Raw genomic sequence first — 19,695 nt, 5'->3', positions numbered from 1 at the left:
ACATCTTCTATTAAGTATTTATTCATCAATTACTCTCTGTTTAAACCAAAGGTTCAAAACATATCCTTCCTAATAAGTAGGACTCAGTCCCCTTTCAAACCCAATGCAAACCCAATGCATAACCCAATCAAACCCTTCCGAAAGGGCTTTGATTGGGTCATACATTGGTAATAAAAAGAACAGCAGTCGAAGCTGTTCTCAAGCATTTAAAAATCCGGCAATAAAAAAGAGCCTTTGCAGGCTCTTATATCTAATGTCTAATATCTAAAATCTAGACCTAAACAAAAGCACTAAATCCGGTAATACTTCTACCGACGATCAGGGAGTTAATCTCTTTGGTTCCTTCATAGGAGTAAATTGCTTCGGCGTCGGCGAGGAAGCGGGCTACATTGTATTCTAGCAGAATACCATTACCGCCCATCACTTCGCGTGCTCGCGACACGATATCGCGCGTTCTAAGCGTACAGAATACCTTGGCTAGGGATGCGTGCTCATCTTTCAGTTTATCGTCGTCTTGAAGCTCAGAAAGTCTAAACACGAGTGTTTGCATGGCGGTCAGGTTGGACAGCATCTCGACCAAGTGATTTTGTATCAGCTGGAAGGATGCGATAGGTTTTCCAAATTGTTCTCGCTGCAGGGTGTACTCCAAAGCATTTTCATAGGCTCCGCGTGCACATCCTACCGCCATCCAGGCCACCCCTGCCCTCGTCATCTGCAATACTTTCGCAGTATCTCTGAACGAATTTGCATTTACCAAGCGGTCAGACTCTGGCACTTCGCAATTCGTTAAAGTGATCAAGCCGTTTTGGACGATTCGTAATGCCATCTTTCCTTTAATCTTTTCAACCGAGAACCCTGGATTCTCTTTACGGACGATAAATCCTTTCACCTGCTGATCGTCTAAATCTCGAGCCCAGATAACCGTCATGTCGGAGAAAGTAGAATTTCCTATCCATTTTTTCTGACCATTCAAAATCCATTTGTCACCCTCGCGTTTACAGGTCGTTGTTAATCCGCCTGCTGTTCCGGAGCCTACCAATGGCTCCGTCAGGCCGAATGCGCCGATCTTCTTCAATTGCTGCATAGCCGGGAGCCATTCCGCTTTCTGTTCTTCAGAGCCACAAAGGTAAATGGACCCCATCGCTAAGCCACTTTGAACACCCAAGAACGTTGCGATGGAAGGGTCGACACGTCCGAACTCACTAGCGATGATACCATCCATAAGGGAAGTCCCCCCTGCACAGCCGTAGCCCTCATATACATAACCGCATACATTAAGCTCAGCTAGCTTCGGTATAATTTCAAAAGGGAATTCATCATGCAACCAATATTTATTGACTACAGGCTTTATTTCGGCTTCTAAAAATGCGCGCACCTTTAATTGCAGTGCTCGATCTTCTGGTGAAAGCTTAGCGCTTATATCGTAAAAATCGGCATCGATGGGTGGCGGATCCTTTTTCTTTTTACTTCCGGTCAACATTTTCATCGCCATTTTAAGCTGATTTTCGTCCATCTTTGATACAGCGCCTAAAACTTCGGCTAAATCGACCTTCTTTGATATCTTTTCTAATTGCTCCAAATCAACTGATTTAAAGAGCTTTACCATATTCTTCAGTTTATCTATCATATTCTTTCTTTAAAATCTTAACAGAAATATAACAAAAAATGTTTTTTATTGTTGCAAATCAACAAAACAGTAGTATATTTGCGCTGCTCAAAGCAAATAACGAATATTAAACAACTGAAATTCAGCCGGTTTAATAAATTTTTAAAAAAAAGTTATTTTTTGGGTTACCTTTTTAGGTTACTGGTATTAAAGATTAAATAAACAAATTTGTTTCAACTAAATAGAAAATTAAAAAAATGAAAAATTTATTCAAATTCGGATTCTTAGGATTAGCTTTAACTGTAGCAGTTGCATCTTGTAACAACGCTGAAACTAAAACTGAAGCTGCTGCTGATTCAATCGCTGACCAAGTAGAAGCTACAACTGATTCAATCGCTGATTCATTAGAAAACGTTGCTGATTCAGTAAAAGCAACTGGTGATTCTATCGCTGATTCTTTGAAAAACGTTCAATAATCCGAACTAAATTAAAAATACTTCAAAAGCCTGTTTTAGAAACAGGCTTTTGTTGTTTTATAACCTTTGGGTTGGTATAGGTCTACGAATTTCTTATTTTTGCCTCACAAAAGATTTTATACCATGACATTATCATCCTTAACTGCCGTTACACCTATCGACGGGAGGTACTACAATAACACCAAAGAGCTTGCTAATTACTTTTCAGAATTTGCGCTGATCAAGTATCGTGTTTTGGTAGAAGTGGAATATTTTATCGCTTTATCAGAATCGGGTATTCCTCAATTAGCACATTTTGATGGTTCGTTGAACGATAAATTGCGTGATATATACCGCAACTTTACGGAAGAGGATGCGCAATGGATAAAGGATACCGAGAAAGTAACTAACCATGACGTTAAGGCCGTGGAATACTTTTTGAAAAATGAATTTGAGAAATTAGGTCTTACGGACTCTTTAGAATTCATCCACTTCGGGTTAACATCACAGGACATTAACAATACCGCTATTCCATTGTCATGGAAAGAGGCTATTCAACAGGTGTACTCGCCGGGCATCAATGAATTGTTGGGCGAATTAAGATTATTGTCTGCAGAATGGAACGAGGTTTCCATGTTAGCACGTACGCATGGTCAGCCGGCCTCTCCTACACGTTTAGGAAAAGAGATCAAGGTTTTTATCGAGCGTATCGAAAGACAATTAGATTTGTTAGCACAGGTTCCCTATTCAGCAAAGTTCGGCGGTGCAACGGGTAACTTCAACGCACACCACGTTGCTTATCCTGCGAACGACTGGGTTGCATTCGGAAACAACTTCGTTAATGAAAAACTTGGTTTAAACCGCTCGCAGACTACTACGCAGATTGAGCACTACGATAACTTTGCTGCAAGTTGCGATAGCCTGAAACGCATCAACAATATCATCATCGACCTATGTCGTGATATCTGGACATATATCTCCATGGATTACTTTAAGCAAAAGATTACTGCTGGACAAATCGGTTCATCAGCTATGCCGCATAAAGTTAATCCAATCGACTTTGAAAATGCAGAAGGCAATTTGGGTATTGCGAATGCAATTTTCGAGCACTTGGCAGCTAAGCTTCCTATTTCCAGACTTCAACGCGATTTAACAGACTCTACGGTATTACGTAATATTGGTGTACCATTCGCACATACGTTAATCGCTTTCAAATCGACATTACGCGGATTGCGCAAGTTGATCTTAAATGAAGCGGCTTTCCAAGCAGACCTAGAGAACAATTGGGCGGTAGTAGCAGAAGCAATTCAAACGATTTTACGTCGCGAGGGGTATCCAAAACCATACGAGGCATTGAAAGATCTGACCCGTACAAATACGCACGTTACGCAAGCAACGATTGCTGAATTTGTAGACAACTTGAATGTTTCTGATGAAATTAAGGCGGAGATCAAAGCAATTTCTCCAAGCAATTACACCGGCGTACAGTTATAAGCTTTTACGCAGTAATGACGCTGTCATTTGCGGAATGAGTTATATTTGTCCATTATTTTAGAACGATTACAACATGGCAACAATAAACGTATATACAGAGAGCACGCCGAACCCATCAACGATGAAGTTTTTGGTGAACAAGCTTTTAATCAACGGAAGCTTAGATTACTCGGATAGAGAGAAGGCGCAGGAGTCGGCTTTTGCACGTGAGTTATTTAAGTTCAATTTCGTAAATGGCGTATTCTTCGCAAGCAACTTCGTAACAGTTACAAAAACTGACGATGCAGAATGGTCGGATATCGAGGCTTTATTAAAAGAATTCGTGAAAGGTGCTGTGGAATCAGAATTGGCGGTAAAGCCAGAAGAACACTCTGAGGATGTAGTTTTCGAAGGATCAGACGTAGAAGTGAAAATACAACAAGTATTGCACGACTATGTACGTCCAGCCGTGGAACAAGACGGTGGAGCAATTGCCTACAAAGCATTCGAGAACGGTGTAGTAACAGTAGAATTGAGAGGATCATGCTCAGGCTGTCCTTCCTCTACGATTACGTTGAAAGCCGGTATCGAAGGTTTGTTGAAACGTATGGTTCCAGAAGTAGAAGAAGTTGTAGCAGAAGCGATGTAATCGCGAATGCAAATAGATAAATTCTCAAAATAAAGATATGAAGGCCAGGAAGATTATCCTGGTCTTTTTTGTTGTAATGGTTTAGATACAAGGTCACGAGATCATCCCCCACCATTAAAAAAGAGCATGGCTATCCCGCCATGCTCTTATATCTAAAGTCTATTTAAACTTACTAGCCAAAGCTGCCAGTTTACTTGCCATATCCGTTTCCGGCGCACGGTTTTCTTTTCGCTCTGTCCGTTTTCTAGGCGCTTTCTCTTCCGTCTTCATGGTCAAGCTGATGCGATTACGTTTTTCATCAACCTCCGTCACAGTAACCATTACAGCTTGCTGTACTTTTACCACTTCGTGCGGATCGCTTACAAAATGATTTGCAAGCTGACTTAAGTGTACCAAACCATCTTGGTGCACACCGATATCGACAAATGCACCGAAGTTGGTAATATTTGTTACGATTCCTGGAAGTTTCATTCCAACGCGTAAATCGCTTACACTATTTACCCCTTCTGTAAAGGAGAAGGCTTCGAACTGCTCACGCGGATCCAGTCCTGGTTTCGCCAATTCGGCAAGAATATCATTCAATGTTGGCAAACCGACCTCATCACTCATGTATTTCTTGAGGTCTAAGCTCTTTCTTAGCTTCTCGTCCTTCATCAGTTCCGGGATGGAAACATTCAGGTCTTTCGCCATTTGTTCTACCAATGCATAGCGCTCTGGGTGAACGGCTGAAGCGTCTAAAGGATGTTCGGCGTTTCTGATGCGAAGGAATCCTGCTGCTTGCTCGAATGCCTTCTCCCCTAAACGTGGAACCTTCTTCAATTCGCGGCGCGAAGTGAATGGGCCGTTCTCTTTGCGGAAGTTAACAATTTGCTGTGCAAGTGCTGGTCCTAAGCCAGAAATATAAGATAGGATTTGCTTAGAAGCTGTATTTAATTCGACACCTACGGCATTTACACATGAAATCACCGTGTCGTCCAATGCAGACTGCAACTTATTCTGATCGACATCATGCTGGTATTGACCAACACCGATAGATTTAGGATCGATTTTTACGAGTTCTGCCAAAGGATCCATCAAACGTCTACCGATAGATACAGCGCCACGCACCGTAACATCCTGATCCGGGAATTCCTCACGTGCGGTCTCGGATGCAGAGTAAATCGATGCACCGCTCTCATTGACCATTACGATAACCACATTCGCTAACTTCATCTTACGAACAAAATCTTCCGTTTCTCGGCCTGCTGTACCATTACCAATAGCAATCGCTTCGACATCGTACTTCGAAACTAGGTGTTTGATTGTCTTTTCAGCTTCCAGGGCAGCATTTGCTCCACTATGTGGATACACTGCTGTATTTTCTAAAAGATTGCCCTGAGCGTCTAAAACTACGGTCTTACAGCCCGTGCGGAAACCAGGGTCTAAAGCTAGTAAGCGCTTTTGACCAAGCGGAGCCGCTAATAACAATTGGCGCACATTATCTGCAAAAACTTTGATAGCTTCCTCATCGGCCTTTTGTCTGGTCAATACGCGAATTTCTGTTTCCATGGATGGTTTCAGAAGACGCTTGTAACTATCCATCATTGCTAATTCCACCTGCTTTGAAGCCTCGTTATTTCCCTTCACAAATTGCTTAGCAATTTTAGGAAGTACATTTTCCTCTGCCACTTCAATATCCAGGTAAAGCAATTCCTCTTTCTCACCGCGGCGCATCGCCAAAACACGATGCGAAGGCGCATCTTTTAAGGACTCAGACCATTCGTAATAGTCTTTGAACTTCAAGGCTGCCTCCTCTTTGCCCGGCACGACACGTGAAACAAATTCGCCTTTATTCAAAAATACCTGACGGGTATTTGCTCTTACTTCTGCATCCTCAGCAATTTGCTCGGCTATGATATCTCTAGCACCTGCCAATGCTTCTTCTAGGGAAGAAACACCTTTCTCTTCATCGAGATAGGCAGCAGCTTCATTTTCTACGTCAATATTATTTTGAGCTAAAATTAGCTCTGCTAAAGGTGCAAGTCCCTTTTCGCGAGCTACCGAAGCACGCGTTTTGCGCTTAGGTTTGTATGGCAGATAAATATCTTCCAATATCGCCATTGTCTCGGCGTCTTTTACTTGCTCTTCTAAGGCAGGTGTTAACTTGCCCTGATCAGTAATAGATTTTAAGACAGCTTCCTTGCGTTTATCTAAATCACGTAGCTGTTGAATTCTATCGCGAATAGCAGTAATCTGCACCTCATCAAGACTGCCCGTCAACTCTTTTCTGTAACGAGAAATAAACGGGATGGTCGCGCCCTCATCCAATAATGCGATTGTTGTACGAACTTGTTTCTCAGCAAGAGATAATTCTTGCGAAACGATCATTTCGTGTGATGTCATCATAAAAATTAAAATGAAAAACAAAGCTGTTGAAGGATTTCAACAGCTTAGGCATATAATAAAATAATATTGTTAGGCATTTTTTGTAGGCTCTTCTTTCGAAGGATTATTATCAGTGGAAGGAGTATCCTCTGTATTCGTCTCAGAAGCTTCATCTGAAGGTGTTTCTGGACTATCATTATTTGCAAAATGATCATTATAGCCATAGCTGTAATAATCATCAGCAGTAGGTGTTTGATAAGGCTGATGCTCGTATGTACCCGATGGCGCTGTAAATTGAGGCGCTTTCTTCTCTTTCTTCGCTAGTTCTTCGCCGTTCTCTCCAGACGCCTCGCTGGTCTCCTCAGGCTTCTGCTCCGCCACGCGCGTCTCAGGCTCCTTCTCTATATCAGCTTTAACATCCTCTATCTCCTTTTCAAAATTATTGATCTGATCGGATATCTCGCGCTTAATCCCTTCTGAGGCATCTTTAAACTCACGGATTCCACGTCCCAACCCTCTAGCTAACTCTGGCAATTTCTTACCACCAAACAACAACAAGGCCACCAAAACGATCAACATCATCTCTTGAGTACCTATGTTCAAAAACGCTAAATTCATCTCTATTCCTTTTTCTAGTAGAAAGCTAAGGTAAGTTTATTATCGTTTTATATCAATATCTCGCTGTAATTATTTCGAAACAAAATCAAGGGAAAGAAGGAAAAAATAAGGGAGAGATTGGGATATAAACAAAGATAGCCTCCCGATGAGGAGGCTATCTGAATTCATATATTAAGTTTAAAACCTTATTGTGTACAAGAAATCTTGGCCTTTCCATAACCACGTCCGATGACAATGGTATTGTTGGAAACTTTCTGGTTGATTTCGATCACGTTATTTCCTGTAGCATTCCACACAATAGCGGGGTTAAATCGAGCCTTATTTCTTAACCGTAATTGTACCAACGGCCCATTACTGCTCTTACTTCCCAATATGGAGATTGCACCAGTTTTACTGATTGACACGCGAATAATCGGTGTAGCATAAGATGTAGCTTTTAAATCCCAAATCGGTGGGATTTTCCATTTGTTCCAGTTCGCTGACCCACTTTTATCCGAGTACTCCGAACCATCGATAAACTCAATATTTCTAGTGATAATCCCTTCATTATTTGCGGTATTATTGTACGTTTGGAATTGTATCTGTTGCTCGTCCTCATCTAATACCATCCATTGCCCGTTGATCTTCATGTTAAAGGCATTGTCTAACTGAAGGAAATCAAATGTAAAACCATAGTTTGATGCAGGTGCTGTGAATGATTTTGTTAACAATTGTCCATTTGGAATCGTTTTTCCATCAGGACCAATTACGCCCGTCTGATTACTATTTTCCTTATAATTCCAATTTAAAACGTCGTCTGCTATTTTTACTTCCTGTGTACATGTTCTGAACTTCAGAATTAGATTATACTTGTGTCCTGGAGTAACTTTGATATTCGGAACGGAGTAGTTTGTTTTGGATTCATCGTCCATGGCAAAGGTTCCAAAGCTCAAACTCTTATCGGTAGCAGCCGGATTAATTACTAATGTGGAATGGCTTGTAACGGTTCTTAAACCCGCTCCAAGGTCTGGAAAAGAAACTGGCGCCGAACCATAGTTTTGATTATTGTAGGAGATACCACCCGTAGCAAATTTATAGTTAGCACTGCTGCTCACATTATTAAATTTAACGTTGCCTAAGGCTGTTATGAAACCATTCATATTACTTCCCATTTCAATCGTCGTCGTAATCAAGCTAAATTTATGTTTCATAACCACGTCAAGTCTGTTCGTACCGTAAACCAACGTTTTATTCTTAAGCACATAAACCATCAAATCTTGGTTTACATTTGTCAGCTGTACATTATCGAATGTCTTTACACCACTTTCGTAAGTTACCGTAGCGGGTTCGGTTGTTGTGCTACCGAAAGAATACACAATAAAACTGTAGGTTTTACCAGCGTCCAACTTCATACTATCTTGGATAGCTTCACTTCCGTGCACATAGGCACGTTCCGTTACATAATTTCCATTATTATCAAAGGCAATCATACGATAATGGGTTCCTATCGCAATTCTATTGATTTGAGAAACAGCTGCTGCTTTGATCCCGCCGCCGCTTCCCGATCCTGGACGATTCAATTTCATATCCTCCAATTTCGTATCGATCAATTGTACGTCGACCATATGTTCCCCAAACTTCATGGTCGTATCGCTTACAACAGGATTGATAGCCGTTGCTCTAGTGCTCGCCCTGGTTTCAAATTGAGAATCGTCTCCTGCAAGAAAATCTTCGGATAGATTAAGTTCTATAAATGCTTTTCCAGGTTCAATATTTTCATTGATAACATCCTTTTGGCAAGATGAAATCCCGAAAGCTAGAAACGCGATGACGCTTAGAAATAGTGTTTTATTTATTTTATTCATGTTTTTCCTGTTTTAATGTGATAGAATTACCAGTCAAGCGTTCTTACGTCATCATCGTCTTTCATCCATTCTTCTTGAACCACATGGTCCCTGTTCTCAGGACGAACTACAGCTGAGCCAGCAGCAATATCCGATTCCATCTCGACGTATGTAACCCGGATAACAGGAGTTAGGTAGGTGTTTTTCATTTTTACTTAATAGTTTAAAAGGAAAGATACGTGCGAGTTCAGATATAACTTTTGAATCAACTTTTCTCGAAAAAAAGGCACCTAAAAATTAATTAGTGAAATCTCTTAGTGACGTAAATTTCATTAATAGTGTGTTGTGTGTGTTGTTGATAGAGATCAAGAACAATGCAAAAGTACAAATCTTCGGGTCTTTGAGATAGTATTTTAGCCTATGGAAAGCGCTATTGAAAAAGTTGTAGAACATCTACTACGATAGTTACCAAAATATCCCAATAGAGGGCAAATAGGGGCTGTTGTTCATTTAAAGAAGGTAGACAAAGGTAACCTCGCTTTTCCAGAAAAAGTAGATTAATTACGACAGTGATTTCCTACCGACTATAGCGGATAGAAAAAATTCGACTAATATTATCGAAACTAAAAGATAACGTCAGCAAGACATTTTTCCCCAAATACTCTTTGTACCTTTGCGGTTCTTATTATTTGCAGATATGTTCCAAAAGTACAAAGCCAACAAAATGTATTACCTAAGCAGCATGGCATTGGCAGGCCCTGTTGTTATTTCTCAGCTAGGACACACCCTCGTACAAACAGCCGACACGATTATTGTCGGACAATTTGCCGGCACGATTTCCCTGGCAGCTGTATCGCTTGTACACTCTGTCTTCATGGTTGTCTTAGTCATTGGATTGGGGATAGCATATGGATTGACTCCGCTCATCGCACAAGAAAACGGTCGCTCGAACTATCAGGAATGTGCAAAGTTGCTATCCAATAGTTTTTGGCTAAACTTTATTTCAGCCATTTTACTCTTCTTGTTTGTGTACTTCGGTTCCATGTATGCGATGCAGCATGCCGATCAAGATCCGTTGGTCGTTGAAACCGCGAAGCCCTATCTGTTGATTCTGAGTTTGTCCATCCTTCCCTTGATGATGTTTAACACCTTCAAGCAATTTGCCGAAGGCTTAGGCTTTACGAAACAGGCGATGAATATTACCATCTGGGGAAATGTACTGAACGTGATCCTTGCGGTAATTCTAGTAAAAGGGATGTTCGGCATCAAACCTATGGGTGTTGCCGGTGTGGGTATTGCGACCCTAGTCGATCGCATACTGATGATGATCGTAATGGCATGGTATGTACTCAAGTCGAGCAATTTCAAGCACTATATACAACATTTCTCTATCCGCTTCATCGATTCGGATCGCATGAAAAAGATTCTTAAAATAGGAGCTCCTGTAGCCATGCAATATGTGTTTGAAATCGGGGCATTTGCTGGCGCTGCATTAATTGCAGGTAAGATCGGGGCATTAGAACAAGCAGCACATCAAACAGCGATTACACTTGCTGCAATGACCTATATGATGGCTAGCGGAATAGCCTCGGCTGCCACCATCAAAGTCGGCAATAGCTATGGCAACAAGAACTTCTTCCGATTAGAAAAATTCGCAACGGTATCCTATCATTTGGTACTGGTCTTTATGATTGTTTGTGCTATTATATTCGCGGTGTTCAACCAATATCTTCCTTACATCATTTCTAAAGATGCAGAGGTGATAGCGCTCGCAGCACAGTTACTGATCATCGCTGGAATGTTCCAATTATTCGATGGAACGCAAGTGGTTGGATTAGGTATCCTTCGTGGAATGGGCGACGTCAATATTCCGACATTTATCACATTCTTCGCTTACTGGATCGTAGGATTACCAATCGCATATTTCCTAGGCGTAAAAACTGGCGTTGGAGTTAAAGGTATCTGGTATGGATTAACACTAGGTCTTTTGACGTCCTCTATTCTATTGTACTTCCGTTATAAACATATTATCAAAAAGCGGGAAAAGGACATGGGAACTAGCTCAATTAACGCGAATCACTAATCCGTTGGACTTGGGTTAACCCAAATCACAAAATAAGAAAGGCGTCATGTAAAGTACTTTTAATAGCACTTACATGACGCCTTTAATATTCTAAGATCTTAGGTCTAAGATCTAATGTCTATTCTAAACCACTCGGTTAATATCCCAGTTCTCTAGATAATCCGCTACTCGACGAATGAATTGTCCACCTAGGGCCCCGTCAATGACACGGTGATCATAGGACATGGAAAGATACATCATATGTCTAATTGCAATCACATCACCTTGTTCTGTTTCTAAAACCGCCGGTTTCTTCTTGATGGTACCCACAGCAAGGATTGCAGCTTGCGGTTGATTGATGATCGGCATCCCGAGGATATTACCGAATGCACCGATATTAGTGAAGGTAAATGTTCCTCCTTGAGTGTCATCTGGTTTCAGCTTATTACCTCTCGCACGGTTTGCAAGATCGTTTACCGAACGACTGATTCCAGACAAACTCAACTGATCTACATTCTTAATAACAGGTACAATTAAGTTTCCTGTCGGAAGAGCTGCTGCCATACCAATGTTGATATTCTTCTTGCGAATGATATTATAACCATCCACCGAAACATTAATCATTGGGAAGTCTTTTATCGCTTTTGCAATGGCTTCGATTATAAGCGGCGTAAAGGTGATATTCTCGCCCTCACGTTTCTTGTATTCATCCTTTACTTTATTTCGCCAGTTGACTAGGCCAGTGACGTCTGCTTCTACTACCGAGAAAACATGCGGTGAAGTCTTAACACTGTTGACCATGTGGTCAGATATCAGACGGCGCATGCGGTCCATTTCTATGATCTCATCTCCGTTGCTAGCTTTCACCACTTGAGCCGGAGCAGTTTGTGTATTTGCAGTCTGAGATGCACGAGCTGCTACGGCTGAACGAGTCTCTTCCGCAGGCTTAGCATACTCAACAGGCGCAGCTTGGCTCTGACCTGTATTCGTACGTTGTTGAATAAACTTCAATACATCCTCTTTCGTTACGCGGCCTTCGGCACCTGTACCCGGAATAGTGTCCAATTCAGCTTGACTGATTCCTTCGTGCTGTGCAATATTTCTCACTAAGGGAGAATAAAAACGGATACCATGTTGCATAGGTTCGCCGTGCAAGGTATCATGATTTTTAGACTGTTCAACTTGGGCAATACCTGGGATTGGTTCTTCGGTATTTGAATTAGCTTCCGCCAATTCTTCATCGGTTGGCTGAGGAATCTCGGTTGATATTGCTTCTGCTACATGATTGGTCTCAGGAGCATCGTCTTCATCATCGCCATCCACCTCTATCAAGGCAATCGCATCCCCTACCTGTACTACTTGATTCTCTTCGAACAATCGCTCTTTCAATCTGCCTGATACCGGCGAAGGAACCTCAGAATCAACTTTATCCGTGGCAATTTCTGCAACGGCGTCGTCTTCATTGATTTGATCTCCAACTTGTTTTAACCAATTGGTCAACGTAGCTTCAGATACGCTTTCGCCCATTTTTGGGAGTAAAAGTTTATAAATAGCCATCTATTATTATTTCGATTGTTTGAAATACTAAGTTAATTATTAATACTCAACTAACAAGTAAACAAAATTAAATATTTTGTAACTTAAAATATTAGGAATATAATTTTGTTAAAAGCCTTTTTCTTTTTGAAATAGATTCCATAACATCAGAAGTGCTTGAGAGGTGGTTCTTTCGATATTCAACACACGGTCTTGGTGAAACTGGAACAACTTTGTTTTCACTTCCGAGCGGCCAGCTATCGCAACCCATACGGTTCCTACAGGCTTGTCCGGAGTTCCGCCACCTGGTCCTGCAATTCCAGTGGTCGCAATGGCGTAGGTCGTACCTAGCTGCTTTTGCGCACCTTTTGCCATTTGAATTGCTGTCTCTTCGCTAACTGCTCCGTAGGCTTCTAGTGTTGCGTGTTCCACATGCAACAAAGCTTCTTTCACTTGGTTTGCATAGGCTACTATGCCGCCAATAAACATTTCGCTAGCACCTGATACTTCGGTAATCTGCTTAGCCACATTGCCTCCTGTGCAGCTCTCTGCGGTAGCTAAAGTCGCTTTAGAATCGACAAATGAACGAACGATTACCTCCTCGAAACTCAGGTCTTCACGAGCGACGACCGCATCGCCAATCCGATCTGCAAGCAGATCAGCATAATGAGCTACATCTTTCTCCAATGCGTCTAAGTCGCGTCCGGATGCCGAAACGCGCAAGCGTACAAGGCCAATCTTTGGAAGATAGGCAAGGTGTAAATGTGCTGGAAAAGAATCTTCGATATCAGCGATCTGTGTTGCTAAATGTGACTCTCCGATTCCTACCGTTAGGATGTAGCGAATAGCTATTTTCTCCTCGCTCTTGAACTCCTTAAGCTTGGGTAAAACACGATGAGTCATTAAATTTTTCATCTCGAACGGAACGCCCGGCAAGAACACAAATACTTTTTCCTCATGCGACACCCAAATCCCGGGCGCTGTCCCCCAATCGTTGAATAAGACTTCTCCGTTCGCTAGAACGTCCGCTTGCCCATGGTTGATGTCGGGCATGGTACGATTCATGCGCGCAAATATTCCGCGTACATGATCCAAGACGGCCTCATTACGGACCAAGCTAGTGTTAAAGAATTTCGCAGCAGTAAACTTAGTCACATCATCCTTTGTGGGGCCTAATCCGCCCGTACAGATAATCAGATCGGCACGCTTGGAAGCATTGTGCAAAGCTTCAAGAATATGCTCCTCGCGGTCAGAAATGGAAGTAATTTGCTCTATTTGGATTTGCAAGGACAATAAGGCTTGTGCCATCCATGCCGAATTGGTATCGACAATTTGCCCTAGCAAAATTTCATCACCAATGGTAATAATTTCTGCTTTCATGGCATATTTGGTTATATGCTTGTTAATAGGTAAAGTGACTGTTGCGCTTGGTTAGTTTCAAATCCTGAAGGATAGAAGCCTTGGCTCTGATCGTCACGTTAAAACTCTTATATCGTCCAAATGGCACCCAGCCAACGGACATATCCCAACAATGGAGATCACGATAAATACTGATTTGCGACATCGAAGACTCCATCCGTACAAAGTCAAAGCCGGTATTGAACTGCACTTTCCATTTCGGTGTCATATTGAAATCACCATGTAGGTTGACTGTACTCGTAATATTCGGTTTCATCTCCTTCAATTCCGAATCAAAAACTGATGCGTAGTTGAAACTGAAGGAACCTGATAGATTCCATGGAATATTAAAATCTACAAAGGCGTTCGGATCCGTACTGATACGAGCTAGCGCTTGTGTCTGCTCGTCGGTCATTGCCGGCATACTGTTTCTCAGGGAATCGATATTATCATTTCTGCTCTTCGACGCTTTAGGATTAAAGCTATAGTCGAACGATAAGCCAAAGTTCGTCAGGCGTGCTAGTTGACCATCCTTCACTGCAAAGCGGTCGATACGTCGTCCTGAGAATTTATCATAGCTATAGGGATCGAAACTACCGTTAAAATTGATATTGATTTTCTGGTCGAAAAGCGATGTCCTTCCGGAGAAGCTGATAGGTGACAATTTGAGTGAGTCGGCAACAGCATTGTAGTTACCACTAAAAGTCAAACCTTGAATAATTGGAATTTTCTTGATACCAGTACCTGTCGAGTCTTTGTCGTCTCGTATTTTCGCTTCTAAGGTGTTGTCGATAGAAAACCCTATACCCATCGATTTACCCTGAGACGGTGTTCCATACACTGCATTTTCAAAAATAGAATAACGTCTGTATGCACCGTTATGATCAACAAAATCCTTGTAAAAGCCGTAGCGTTCCGCACCAAAATCAGGTCTGTAGTTGACATTGATGGAAGGCGTCATGACATGTCGCATGGCCTCAATCTTGCCAATCCCTCGCTTGAAATTTCCATAAATCTTGGTCGATAAACCACTAGAAATGTTGTAATCATACGCACGTTTGAAGCCTTGAATCGTATCCTTGACAGTTGAGTAACCGTTGATCTCGTTTAATAGTTTGTTCTCGACAGATTGGAAATACCAGCGCTCAGTATAGTTCATCGAGGTATTGAACTGGAAGTACTTCAATACGTTTAAGCTTAAACTTACTGGAATGTTATGTTGGAAACCATTCGTAAATTGGTTTAAGAAGTTCCCTTTGAAAAGAATAGAGTCTTTCGTATTTACGAAGTTTCTTCCTTGCAAGCTATACCCTACAGTAATGCGTTGATACCATTTCTGCTCACCTATACGATTTTTAGAATCGAAAGGATTGAATGTAGAAACGTTCAAACTGATTTGAGGAAGTTCCAAACGAATATCTCCATTACGCATATCCTGCTCATGGCGTAAGCTGGAAGTGAAATTCACTTTCCCATCCGCAAATACTTTACCGTATGCGATCGAAGATCCCATGCGGTTGTTCGTAATCTGATTGATATCGTAGGTACTGTTGGCTGCTGTATTTCTGAAATAGGAGGTCGTACCGAAGTTAACTGACGCTGTAAAAGACGTTCCAGGATTAGCTTCCTGACGTTGGGTATGGTTCCAAGTGACGTTGAAGTCTTTATTTCTTCCGAAACTCGGCGTACCTTCTACCCCGGTTACCGTCGATCCATAGCGTAGAGCAAAGTTACCATTGAATTTGTAGTTAACTAAGTATTGTGTCCGCATGCTCGCCTCCCAAGAACCCTTAGAATATAAGTTCCCACGGAATTCGGTATCCCAGTAATCGTTGAACGTTAGGTACCAACCTAGGTCGCGCATCGAGAACCCTCTTGCGGCATCTTCCCCGAAAGAAGGGAATAAAAACCCAGAGCTCTTCTTATCTTGTTTTGGGAAGAAGCCAAATGGGATGGCAAGGAACTTTAAAGGAATATTTTCAACGACCAAATAGGAAGGTCCGGCAATAATCTGTTTCTCTGTGATGACACCCTTCGTAATCTGAATACCAAAGTGGGTATGCGGATACGGCAAATTACAAGTACTATATAGACCTTGATAAATCGAGGTTTCATCGTAAATATTCTTTCGCACCTCGCGGGCCTGGATAAAACCACCGTCCACCTCCGTCATTACCCCGAAAGTCTTCGGAATCTGACTTTTGTAGTTATATAGCAAGGAGTCTACCGCAATTGGCGCTTCGCCCGGCATGATCACGACCGGTCGACCGACATATTTCCCATTATGGTCAACAACACCGGAGGCAAACAACACATTGGTATTTCGATCCAAGCGGATATAGTCGGCCGCTAATTCAAAACCTTGGTATTTTACCTTCGCTCCTTTAAATAAGTGGAGAATATTCTTACTTACTTCATTCCAAGACGAGTCATTAGCTACAATACTAACCGTAGTCTCTAGGCCTGAACTATCCTGCATGACTACAGTATCCTGACCAGTGACCTCACGGAAGTTATTTTTCGCGCTATCTTGTGTTATTAAAGTCGAATCTTGTAGCTTTTTTGTGGTATCTTGTGTAACGGGAGGACGTCTCAATGTAGTTTCTTCCTGTGCCTGCAATGAGGCCACTCCGGCTAAAAGGAAAAACAGGATATGGAAAAAACAACTTAAAGCCTTCAAAATGAATTATGAATGTTATTTTTGTGCTAATTTTAAACTCTTGATGGCAAAAATAGTCAAAAATCTATTACATATATGAGGTTTTCGACAATCTTAATCATATTTAACAATTTGTGAGTTTGAAACGCGTTGATAGATATAATAATTTGAAAATAGTGATGAATCTTAGGAAATCAACCAAATTAGTCTTAGCAATTATCGGAATTGCAGCCCCCCTATTTTTAATTGGAAATTATTCAGGTTATTCCAAGTCTGATGTTACCCCACAGGTACAGACTAACAATAAAACTTTTAAGTTAGTCGTTATTGACCCAGGGCATGGCGGAAAACTTCCCGGTGCTTATGGAAAGATATCCGCTGAAAAGGACATTGTATTGCAAGTTGCAAAGAAATTAAAGGACTCTATTGAAAAGAACATTCCCGGTGTTAAAGCTATTTTGACCCGTGAAACGGATATTGACGTTCCATTTCATGAACGCTCTAATATTGCCAACCGCAATCATGCCGATTTATTTATCTCCATCCATTGCAACTCAGCAAACTCCGACCAGCGCGTAAAAGGGAAGAATGGTCGTTATACGACTCGTACGATCTATCGCCCCGGAGTGAGCGGCACAGAGACGTTTGTATGTGGTTATAATAGGCTTCAACGTGGCGAGTCGGACGTAGCAACACGAGAAAACGCCGATATCTTGATGGAGGACAACTATCAGGAAAAATACAATGGTTTCGACCCGAACGATCCTTCCTCTTACATCATCTTCTCGTTATTGAAAAGAACATATCGAGAAAAAAGCATTAAGTTTGCAACGTATGTTCAAAATGAGTACGTCAGCAAAGGACGTGCGAACCGCGGCGTACAAGAATTATCACTAGCTGTTTTAGCTGGCGCAAGTATGCCGGCTGTCCTTACTGAAATTGGCTTTATTAGTAACCCTGATGAGGAAAACTACATGTTATCTTCTGTAGGTCAAGGTGAAATAGTAACCAACTTAGTAGATGCCATCAAGCGGTACAAACATGGACACGAAGCGATCGCACAACGTTAGTTTTAAACAGAAAAAGCAAAAGAAGATTATTTTATTTTGAAAGACACAATCAAGAACAATCAATTTTGGACAAAGGGAATGCAGTTAGCACTTTGTCTTGTTGTATTAGCCTTAGCAAGTTTTAAACCCGCCGACGACCAAGGTCAAAACGGTGGAAACAAAAAAATAAAAACAATAGTGCTTGACCCTGGGCATGGAGGAAATGACTCCGGAGCCGTAGGAAGACAGTCAAAAGAAAAAGACATCGCCCTTCAGGTTGCTTTGAAACTAGGAAAGAAAATCCAAAAAGATCTACCAGGAGTTAAAGTAGTGTACACACGCACTACAGATGTTTACCCAAAATTATATGAACGCCCGGCCCTCGCCAATAAACACCATGCTGACTTATTTATCTCTATACACTGTAACTCCGGAGGTGCATCTACTCGCCGCGTAAAAAACAGTAGAGGTCGTTATGTGACGCAAAGAGTGCTGAATACCTCGGCTAAAGGAACCGAAACTTTGGTACTCGGTTTTAGCCGTACCGGTGATCAAGATGTTGCGATCCGTGAGAATGCTTCTATCCTATTGGAGGATAACTACGAACAGAACTATGGTGGTTTTGACCCGAAAGACCCATCCTCTTATATCGTATTTTCGTTAATGAAACGTAAATTTAGAGAGCAAAGCATCAGATTGGCATCTTATATGCAGGATCAATTTGCGGGATCAAGTCGTGTTGATCGCGGAGTGAAGGAGCAGTCATTAGCAGTATTAGCAACAGCAGGGATGCCGGCGGTATTAACCGAAATCGGCTTTATCTCTAACCCTGACGAAGAACGCTTTATGATGTCTGCAGCTGGTCAAGAATCCATAGTCAACGACTTGTTCAATGCCATAAATACCTATAGAAAAAACGTAGAAAGATAAACTTTTTCTTAAATTGGGGATTATATAGGAGAGTAGAATAACTTAATTAAGAATATTTTGAAGATATCTAACGAAACCAAGGTCGGCGCATTAACCAGTATTGCCATTGCAATTTTATTTATCGGCTATAGTTTTTTAAAGGGCAACAACGTCTTTAGTAGCGAAAACACATTTTATACCGAATACGACAATGTAGACGGATTAGCGGTTTCAAAACCGGTGCTCGTATCTGGATTTCAAATTGGGCGTGTATCAAAATTAACGTTGCAGCCGAATGGCAAAATCCGCACGGAGTTTAAGATCAACAACGATTATGATATCCCTTCGAACACCGTAGCGAGAATTGTAAGTGCTGATTTATTAGGTAGTAAGGCTATTGTTTTCGAACTTGGCAACAGCACAACGATGGCCAGAAGTGGCGACCCCCTTTTATCAGATGTTCAGGCAAACCTGATGGAGAAGGTAGAGCCTTTGCAAAAGAAAATCGAAAACCTGGTGGAAAAACTAGACTCGGTATTGTCTGGAGTGAACTCCGTATTAGATGATGGTTTCCAACGCGATTTCAAAAGCAGTGTGCATAGTATTTCCGTGTCACTGAAAAACCTGGAGAAAATTACCAGCGATGTTGATGGCTTAATGGGTTCTGAGAAGAACAGATTGGCAAACATCATGGCTAACTTAGAGTCTATCACCAACAACTTCAAGAACAATAACGCGAAGATCAACAACATCCTTGGCAACTTAGATAGTCTATCCTCAGATCTTTCGAAAACTGAAATTAAAGCAACTATCGACAATGCGAATCAAGCGATGCGCGATGTACAGGCTATCACCAATAAAATCAACTCTGGAGAAGGTTCTATCGGCTTGTTAATCCACGACGAGAAGCTGTATAACAACCTGAATAACGCATCGAAAAGCTTAGATGAGTTGGTGAATGATTTGAAGACCAACCCTGGTAAATACTTGAAGATATCCATCTTCGGTAAGAAGGACACGAAATAGTATAAAGCGCGGCAAAGTTCAGAACATAGCCTCACTTTATTGCAAATAAGAAGAAGGTGTCTAAAAAG

At 41.6% G+C, this 19,695-nt stretch carries 15 protein-coding genes; 7 read left to right on the top strand and 8 right to left on the bottom strand.

Going from position 1 to position 19,695, the window contains the following annotated elements:
• Positions 1–277: 277 nt before the first annotated feature.
• A complete protein-coding gene (locus B2400_RS13075) occupies positions 278–1,627 on the bottom strand; it encodes an acyl-CoA dehydrogenase family protein (RefSeq protein ID WP_286652503.1) in 1,350 nt (449 codons plus the stop codon).
• A 236-nt stretch (positions 1,628–1,863) separates the two neighbouring features.
• Here B2400_RS13075 and B2400_RS13070 point away from each other — a divergent pair, with 236 nt between their 5' ends.
• From B2400_RS13070 to B2400_RS13060, 3 genes are all read left to right on the top strand, one after another.
• Positions 1,864–2,082, top strand: coding sequence for a hypothetical protein (locus B2400_RS13070; protein ID WP_149526890.1), 219 nt, complete (start codon positions 1,864–1,866; stop codon positions 2,080–2,082).
• A 123-nt stretch (positions 2,083–2,205) separates the two neighbouring features.
• Positions 2,206–3,555, top strand: a complete 1,350-nt coding sequence (gene purB / locus B2400_RS13065; RefSeq protein ID WP_286652502.1) for an adenylosuccinate lyase — start codon at positions 2,206–2,208, stop codon at positions 3,553–3,555.
• Between the two features lie 73 nt (positions 3,556–3,628).
• A complete protein-coding gene (locus tag B2400_RS13060) occupies positions 3,629–4,183 on the top strand; it encodes a NifU family protein (RefSeq protein WP_149526892.1) in 555 nt (184 codons plus the stop codon).
• Positions 4,184–4,342: 159 nt separating this feature from the next.
• Here the strand turns inward: B2400_RS13060 and B2400_RS13055 are convergent, their stop codons facing one another.
• From B2400_RS13055 to B2400_RS13040, 4 genes are all read right to left on the bottom strand, one after another.
• The gene (locus B2400_RS13055) at positions 4,343–6,565 is read right to left on the bottom strand and encodes a Tex family protein (protein WP_293934046.1); all 2,223 of its coding nucleotides are present in this window, start codon (positions 6,563–6,565) and stop codon (positions 4,343–4,345) included.
• A gap of 72 nt (positions 6,566–6,637) precedes the next feature.
• On the bottom strand, positions 6,638–7,165 hold the full coding sequence (locus B2400_RS13050) for a Sec-independent protein translocase subunit TatA/TatB (protein ID WP_293934038.1): 528 nt from the start codon (positions 7,163–7,165) through the stop codon (positions 6,638–6,640).
• Between the two features lie 185 nt (positions 7,166–7,350).
• Positions 7,351–9,009: a hypothetical protein gene (locus B2400_RS13045; RefSeq protein WP_293934035.1), complete on the bottom strand. Its 1,659-nt coding sequence runs from the start codon at positions 9,007–9,009 to the stop codon at positions 7,351–7,353.
• 26 nt (positions 9,010–9,035) lie between these two features.
• A complete protein-coding gene (locus tag B2400_RS13040) occupies positions 9,036–9,197 on the bottom strand; it encodes a hypothetical protein (RefSeq protein WP_293934032.1) in 162 nt (53 codons plus the stop codon).
• A 515-nt stretch (positions 9,198–9,712) separates the two neighbouring features.
• Between B2400_RS13040 and B2400_RS13035 the strand changes: the two genes are divergently transcribed.
• The gene (locus tag B2400_RS13035; protein WP_293934030.1) at positions 9,713–11,071 is read left to right on the top strand and encodes an MATE family efflux transporter; all 1,359 of its coding nucleotides are present in this window, start codon (positions 9,713–9,715) and stop codon (positions 11,069–11,071) included.
• A gap of 123 nt (positions 11,072–11,194) precedes the next feature.
• On the opposite strand, the gene B2400_RS13030 is transcribed toward B2400_RS13035, so the two are convergent.
• The 3 genes from B2400_RS13030 to B2400_RS13020 form a co-directional block, all read right to left on the bottom strand.
• A complete protein-coding gene (locus B2400_RS13030; RefSeq protein ID WP_293934027.1) occupies positions 11,195–12,607 on the bottom strand; it encodes a dihydrolipoamide acetyltransferase family protein in 1,413 nt (470 codons plus the stop codon).
• A gap of 108 nt (positions 12,608–12,715) precedes the next feature.
• Positions 12,716–13,966, bottom strand: coding sequence for a competence/damage-inducible protein A (locus B2400_RS13025; RefSeq protein ID WP_293934024.1), 1,251 nt, complete (start codon positions 13,964–13,966; stop codon positions 12,716–12,718).
• Between the two features lie 22 nt (positions 13,967–13,988).
• Complete coding sequence (locus B2400_RS13020; RefSeq protein ID WP_293934022.1) at positions 13,989–16,613, bottom strand: putative LPS assembly protein LptD; 2,625 nt, start codon at positions 16,611–16,613, stop codon at positions 13,989–13,991.
• Between the two features lie 209 nt (positions 16,614–16,822).
• Here B2400_RS13020 and B2400_RS13015 point away from each other — a divergent pair, with 209 nt between their 5' ends.
• The 3 genes from B2400_RS13015 (at position 16,823) to B2400_RS13005 (ending at position 19,627) form a co-directional block, all read left to right on the top strand.
• Positions 16,823–17,713: an N-acetylmuramoyl-L-alanine amidase family protein gene (locus B2400_RS13015; protein ID WP_149526899.1), complete on the top strand. Its 891-nt coding sequence runs from the start codon at positions 16,823–16,825 to the stop codon at positions 17,711–17,713.
• Positions 17,714–17,791: 78 nt separating this feature from the next.
• Positions 17,792–18,622: an N-acetylmuramoyl-L-alanine amidase family protein gene (locus B2400_RS13010; protein ID WP_260042735.1), complete on the top strand. Its 831-nt coding sequence runs from the start codon at positions 17,792–17,794 to the stop codon at positions 18,620–18,622.
• Positions 18,623–18,679: 57 nt separating this feature from the next.
• A complete protein-coding gene (locus B2400_RS13005) occupies positions 18,680–19,627 on the top strand; it encodes an MlaD family protein (RefSeq protein ID WP_149526901.1) in 948 nt (315 codons plus the stop codon).
• Positions 19,628–19,695: the final 68 nt, after the last annotated feature.

The organism is Sphingobacterium sp. UBA6645 (genome assembly GCF_002455685.1).
Classification (GTDB): domain Bacteria; phylum Bacteroidota; class Bacteroidia; order Sphingobacteriales; family Sphingobacteriaceae; genus Sphingobacterium; species Sphingobacterium hotanense.
Note: the sequence above shows the minus strand (reverse complement) of the source record. Positions and strands in the feature narration are given on the sequence as shown.

Bases quoted from the DNA above. Each gene is read 5' to 3' on its own strand.
- B2400_RS13075 (WP_286652503.1), bottom strand. From the start codon at position 1,627: ATGATAGATAAACTGAAGAATATGGTAAAGCTCTTTAAATCAGTTGAT.
- B2400_RS13070 (WP_149526890.1), top strand. From the start codon at position 1,864: ATGAAAAATTTATTCAAATTCGGATTCTTAGGATTAGCTTTAACTGTA.
- purB (WP_286652502.1), top strand. From the start codon at position 2,206: ATGACATTATCATCCTTAACTGCCGTTACACCTATCGACGGGAGGTAC.
- B2400_RS13060 (WP_149526892.1), top strand. From the start codon at position 3,629: ATGGCAACAATAAACGTATATACAGAGAGCACGCCGAACCCATCAACG.
- B2400_RS13055 (WP_293934046.1), bottom strand. From the start codon at position 6,565: ATGACATCACACGAAATGATCGTTTCGCAAGAATTATCTCTTGCTGAG.
- B2400_RS13050 (WP_293934038.1), bottom strand. From the start codon at position 7,165: ATGAATTTAGCGTTTTTGAACATAGGTACTCAAGAGATGATGTTGATC.
- B2400_RS13045 (WP_293934035.1), bottom strand. From the start codon at position 9,009: ATGAATAAAATAAATAAAACACTATTTCTAAGCGTCATCGCGTTTCTA.
- B2400_RS13040 (WP_293934032.1), bottom strand. From the start codon at position 9,197: ATGAAAAACACCTACCTAACTCCTGTTATCCGGGTTACATACGTCGAG.
- B2400_RS13035 (WP_293934030.1), top strand. From the start codon at position 9,713: ATGTATTACCTAAGCAGCATGGCATTGGCAGGCCCTGTTGTTATTTCT.
- B2400_RS13030 (WP_293934027.1), bottom strand. From the start codon at position 12,607: ATGGCTATTTATAAACTTTTACTCCCAAAAATGGGCGAAAGCGTATCT.
- B2400_RS13025 (WP_293934024.1), bottom strand. From the start codon at position 13,966: ATGAAAGCAGAAATTATTACCATTGGTGATGAAATTTTGCTAGGGCAA.
- B2400_RS13015 (WP_149526899.1), top strand. From the start codon at position 16,823: ATGAATCTTAGGAAATCAACCAAATTAGTCTTAGCAATTATCGGAATT.
- B2400_RS13010 (WP_260042735.1), top strand. From the start codon at position 17,792: ATGCAGTTAGCACTTTGTCTTGTTGTATTAGCCTTAGCAAGTTTTAAA.